Below are 5681 nucleotides of genomic sequence, written 5' to 3'. Positions count from 1 at the left end.
CAGAAAAAGAAGTCAAGATATTCTATCAAGGTGTTGAGGTTGGGATTCATAGACTTGATCTTTTTGTTGAAGATGAGATTGTGGTAGAGATTAAAACTGTTGAGGAGATAAGTGGGAAGTATTATAAATCAGGTTAGATCATACATTAGAGCAGTGGATAAAGAAATAGGGTTACTGGTAAATTTCGCAGACTCCAGGATTGATGTCCGAAGGGTGGAGCAAAAAAAATTTGAGCCATTTCTCCAATTCTCCCTTTTCCCCATTTCTCCTTGTTTACACTTCTAATGTATAGCCCTGAACGGTTACTCAATTTTAATGTTGTTCTACTCAAGAGCTTGCCCTGATGAAAATCAAGGATGTTAAGCGTATCGTAAATAAATTTTAATTTTCTTCTCTGCGTCTCTGTGTCTGTGCGGTGAAAAACTTCTCTCTTCAAAAGCAAAAAGGAGGTGGTGAGATATTTCAATGCTGGCGAAGAGTGAACATAAAAATCTAAAACAAAAGGAGGTGAAAAAAAATGAAGAAACTATTAGCTATTACTCTAATTGCTCTTAGCGTGTTGATTACAGGAGGATACACAACTACAGTTTATGCAGAAGCTACTGCAGCATTCTTTACACCAGAAGACGGATACACTCCACCACCTCAGTCAGCTTATCCCTATGCTTGGGGTAAAGGTGAAAATACTCCATATGAAAAGGAATGTGCAGGACCATGGGTAGCAACTATGACGCATACTTTTAATGGAAGAGCATGTATGTATGTAGATATTGATGATGTCCATCTTGAGTGGGACGGGAGAATGATACCAGGTAACGATTATATGATTAACTGGACGAATATCCATGTATCAGCAATTGCAACAAGTACACACTCTCTAAAGATAGCAGTATCAGGGTGTGACCATGTAAAGAGAAACCACGCGGATAATGCGACACTTACAACATACTATGCGATGGCAACTCCAAGTGGGAGAGAACCAAGTAAAGGTTCATTTACACTTGCACCAGCTTTTAATGGTGATATGCCAGGAACTCCATTACCATGTGTGGATGGAAAGCGAGTAAAGTATAACCAAGACCTATGGGCAAGAATTGTTATTAGAGAGAATGACCCAATGGATATATACGAGGATGTATTCTACATTACATTTTCATTCATACCCACACCATAAATGTATGAATAAAAATAGCGAGGAGTATCCTAATTAAACAAGAGAGACCTGATTTCTTTTTCGGCCGGAAAGAATCAGGTCTTTCTTTTTATCTATGGTTTCGGAATCCTCAATTCCTGAACTTCTGAACCTATCAGGAGCAGGCTCTGTCAGGAACAGATTTATTGAGGGTTGTTTGTAATATTGCCACTAAGTTACTAAGACACGAAGATTAAAACTATGTTTTTTTGTGTTTCCTTTGTGCCTTTGTGTCTTCGTGGCGATTTTTCTTGTTCAGTCCTTCAGTTTCTTAATCCTTTAGTTGCTTTTCTAATTGACTTCTGTATTATTTTATGGTATATTTATTGGTGGAAATATAATAGAAATATGTAGAAATAGATGGAAATTGGCAGAAAAAAACAATATATTTCAATCGTATTTTAATTATATTTCAATTTAAATTCCATTATGATATATAAAAAGATAATTATTGCAGGCATTAATTTAATATTCTTTGCCGGTATCTCGCAGGCGGCGGACTGGGTGGGATTTAAAGAAGGGGTGTCTTCTCCTGCACAACCAGAGATTAGGGTAGTTAAAGAAGATAGCTCAGGCATTACACTCGAAGCGAATGTATTTGGTGTGAATGTGGAGGAGAAGGAAGTTAAAAATGTAAAATGTAAAATGGGGAATGAGAAATTTCAATTACTCAGTATTCCAGGGCATGAGTGGAATTTTACTCAAGAGGTCGGCAAACCTAAACTACCTGTAATCCAGGTAATGCTTGCCATCCCTGATGGAGTAGATATTGAATTTAAAATTCAAAATTTAAAATTCAAAATTCAAAATTCCTATTTAATCTATCCCGTCCCAAAGCAGGTAGTAAAAATCACCCCAGAGGGCTACAAATATGTTGCTGAAGAATTCTTTATCGATGAGGAGTTTTACGAGCAAGATGTTTGGTATCCCGATGATAAAATTCCAAATTCCAAATCCCAAATCCCAAACAAATCCAAAATCCAAAATCTAAAATCTAAAATATGCAAGCTTGCTTCTATCGGCTACATCCGTGATCAGCGAGTGCTCAGATTAGAAATCTTCCCTATCCAATTCAATCCGAAAAATATGCAGCTTAGGGTTTATTCTAACCTGAAGATAGAAATAAACTACCTTCGCAAAAAGGGAATGCCTCTATCACTAAAACAACCAGAGATGGCTTCACCTTTTGCCAATGTATTAAAACACACACTATTAAACTACAAACCACTTACCACTCGCCACTTACCACTTACCACTAAAAGAACAGGAACAGTAAGCTACATCACCAACCTGAAAGACCCAGCAAACTCTGCGGATTATCTGATTATTACCTCTGAGGGATTCTACAATAACGAAGATTTAAGAAGATTAGCCGAGCATCGGGCAGAATACAACGGCTTCAATGTCGCCGTAGTCAATACAACATCTATCTATAACGAATTCCCTATTACTGAGAAAGGAACGACTACTTCTATCAAAGATTTTATCAAATATGTCTATAACAATTGGTCTGCTCCTTCTATGGAAGATAACCATCTTGGCTATGTAGTTATCTTTGGAGATGGTGAGAAACAGTATTTTTCCTATGTACCTCCAAAGTTTCTTAGAGAGATATATCCCTATATAGGTGAACCAGTAGCTGATACTTGGTATGTCTGTATCAATGATGAAAGTCTATCTTGGGAATACTGGACAATGGATATAATGATAGGTCGACTGCCTGTAGAATCTGGAACAGACACAAAGGTGATGGTTAACAAGATAATCGAATATGAAAAAAATCCTATACCAGGAAAGTGGCGGAATAAAGTTTTAATGGTGGATGGAAAAGGTTTTGGTGGTGACTTTGATGCCTTAATAAATTATTATCTCTTACCTGTGGGGTTTGAAGTAACTAAGATCGAAGAAACAGGTACAGGTGGAATGGTTGTTGAAGCAATTAATGATGGTCACTTATTAGTAACCTATAATGGACATGGACATCCTTTAGGGTGGGCGATGAATACGGAATCACCGTTTTCAGTTAGACAGGTAAATAGCCTTTATAATAGTGATAAATTGCCTGTTGTCTTTGGCGCTGCTTGTGATACGGCTGATTTTTTATGGGATGACAGTAAGTTTCCTGATTGTCTTGCAGAGGCTTTCCTTAAGAAAGAAAATGGTGGTGCTATTGCTTATTGGGGAGCATCTGCAGGAACAACTGATGGTATTATTTATCCTATAAAGGCATATCAATTTATGGCAGAGTATAGTTATAACAGTTTCTCTCTCGGTGAATTAACACTTAATTCATATAATTACCTCTGGCAGCATGAATGGAATATGTTAGGAGACCCAGCATTGACTATTTCAAGGGCAGGATTAGAACAAAATAAGCCAGAATTAGAGATTGAACCAATTGATATTAATTTTAATCCTAACTTCCCACGACCAAATGAAAAAACAAAAATCTCTGCCATTATTCATAATCTTGGTGATACAGATGCAGCAGATGTATTGATTAAATTCTTCCTTGGAGCCCCAGTAAATGGTGTAGAGATAGGGTCTAAGACAATAACTACAATTTATGCTAAAGGAAGAGAAACAACAGAGATAAACTGGATTCCTGATTTACCAATAGGTGAGTATAAGATTTATGTAGTCATAGACCCTTATGATACTATTCCAGAGGTAGAGACTATTAACAATACTGCATATAAATCAATAGAGGTGAATATCTATCAGCAGGGCTGGACTAAAATACCTCAACCTCTTTCATTTATGATACAAGTATCACCAGCAGTGGGAGATATAGATGGTGATGGGGATTTAGAGGTCGTAAGTGCAGTTACTGGGAATTATCTATATATCTGGCATCATAATGGTGACTTTGTAGATAACTGGCCTAAACTAATAACAGTAGAAGAAAATGGTGATATAGCAGGGACACCTATCTTAGCTGATATGGATAATGATAATAAGTTGGAGATTATCATAAGTGGTAGAAAAAGGTTTTATGTCCTGAATCATGATGGTAGCAATGTACCTGGTTTTCCTAAGGAGGGGACGAATTCAAACTCACCTGCCATAGGTGATATAGATAATGATGGAGACCTTGAGATTGTGGTGGAGATGAACGATAAGCTCTATACCTGGCATCATAACGGAACATTAGTAGATGGGGATTGGCCTAAAGAGATAAATCTACAAGGTGGCTATCACCCTATTATTGCTGATATTGATAAAGATGGAAATCATGAGATTATAGCCTTCTCAACAGAAGGTAAGGTCTATGTTTTACAAAGTGATGGTGAATTAGCTCCGGGTCAATGGCCCAAAACTATACCCTATCCAGATGGTTTTCCTGATGTATTTGCTGTTGGAAATATTGATAGTGACGATGAGTTAGAGATTATCATTGCCTCATACCAGTCACCAAAGATATTTTTATACGCCTTAAATTACGATGGTAGTGATGTATTTGGTTATCCAAAACAAGTAGGAGGTAATGATTACAATGTCTCATACTTAGTTATTCTTGGAGATATCGATAATAATGGAGATATGGAGGTAATTATTGATACTTGTAACTACCTGTATGTCTTAAATCATGATGGGAGTAATGTAACTGGTTGGCCTAAAGCGGGTAGTCAAAGAGGTCCATCTCATCCATTAATCTCAGATATGGATAATGATAATCAGTTTGAGGTTATAGAAAGTATATATTATATGAAAAAGGGCACTATAACTATCTGGAATAACGATGGGACGCAGAAGTTAAATCTACTTATGAAACCAGAGGATAGAAGAACTTCACCTCTTGTCATCGCCGATATTGATTTAGATGGGGATGTAGAGGTAATTTGTGCAGGTGAAGAATTTATGCATATTGCCTGGGCAATACCTAAAGTCTACATCTGGGACTATGAAGGTAAATGTGAAAAGGGAGCACTGGAATGGCCGATGGCAAATCACGATATGCGCCGGACTAATTGCTATAATACAGATATTGTTTCCCCTTCTCGCATAACTGACCTTAAGGCTCTTAATCCCAAACCTACCTCTATTGACTTAACCTGGACTGCACCTGGTGATGACAAAGATAAAGGCTCTTCTACCTGCTACTTTATCCGCTACGCTACCTGGACTATCACCCCACAAAACTGGCACCTGACTAATAAAGCTACATCCACTATTGTTCCCAAAGATGCTGGCTCTCCTGAATGTTTTACCGTCCCTAACCTCTGCCCGACTACCACCTACTACTTCTGTATTCGCGCCAGGGATGATGATTTCAATCTCTCCCCACTCTCCAATATCACCTTTGAGAGAACACTGTCACCGGCGATGATTACCCTGATTTCACCTACAAGAGGTGTAGTAGGTAAGCGGGTTAGTATTAGCGGGTGCAATTTCTACCCAACAGAAACCATTCGCATAGAATTTGGCAATACTACCACTATTGCTCTATCTACCTGTGTTGGTGGTTCTTTTACTACTACCTTTACCG

The 5681-nt window shown here is 37.8% G+C and carries 3 protein-coding genes; all 3 read left to right on the top strand.

Annotated features, from left to right (window positions below; genetic code table 11):
• Positions 1 to 137, top strand: a 137-nt coding sequence (locus AB1414_14220; GenBank protein ID MEW6608578.1) for a GxxExxY protein, incomplete at its 5' end; no start/stop codon positions are given.
• Positions 138 to 517: 380 nt separating this feature from the next.
• Positions 518 to 1174, top strand: a complete 657-nt coding sequence (locus AB1414_14215; GenBank protein ID MEW6608577.1) for a hypothetical protein — start codon at positions 518 to 520, stop codon at positions 1172 to 1174.
• Positions 1175 to 1621: 447 nt separating this feature from the next.
• A partial coding sequence (locus tag AB1414_14210) for a C25 family cysteine peptidase (protein MEW6608576.1) occupies positions 1622 to 5681 on the top strand: 4060 nt, incomplete at its 3' end.

The organism is bacterium, from assembly GCA_040755795.1.
GTDB lineage: Bacteria > UBA9089 > CG2-30-40-21 > CG2-30-40-21 > SBAY01 > JBFLXS01.
Note: the sequence above shows the minus strand (reverse complement) of the source record. Positions and strands in the feature narration are given on the sequence as shown.